The organism is Bacillus sp. Au-Bac7 (assembly GCF_021341655.1).
In the GTDB taxonomy this organism is placed as follows: Bacteria; Bacillota; Bacilli; order Bacillales; family Cytobacillaceae; genus Niallia.
In genome coordinates, this window is record NZ_JAJTTG010000057.1 from 1 (window position 1) to 397 (window position 397).

3 tRNA genes are annotated in these 397 nt (G+C 44.8%); all 3 read right to left on the reverse strand.

Annotated elements, in window-relative coordinates:
* Positions 1–129: 129 nt before the first annotated feature.
* A tRNA-Ala gene (locus LXM54_RS27725) sits at positions 130–205 on the reverse strand.
* 19 nt (positions 206–224) lie between these two features.
* Positions 225–301, reverse strand: a tRNA-Pro gene (locus LXM54_RS27730).
* Positions 302–307: 6 nt separating this feature from the next.
* Positions 308–384: transfer RNA gene (locus LXM54_RS27735), tRNA-Arg, on the reverse strand.
* Positions 385–397: the final 13 nt, after the last annotated feature.

Here is a 397-nt window from a genome sequence, read left to right on the forward strand (position 1 = left end):
GCAAGTTATAAAAACGATTATTGTTGACGTTTTGTTTGTTCAGTTTTCAAAGAGCAATTAGTAAACTGCTTAATGCAGCTTTTCAACTATAATAAAAATTGGATACATTGTCAATACCCAAAAAAATATTGGTGGAGCCTAGCGGGATCGAACCGCTGACCTCCTGCGTGCAAGGCAGGCGCTCTCCCAGCTGAGCTAAGGCCCCATCTTTTAATGAGAAATAATGGTCGGGAAGACAGGATTCGAACCTGCGACCCCTTGGTCCCAAACCAAGTGCTCTACCAAGCTGAGCTACTTCCCGTATATTTGGCGCGCCCGAAAGGAGTCGAACCCATAACCTTCTGATCCGTAGTCAGACGCTCTATCCAATTGAGCTACGGGCGCTAAATATTTGAAA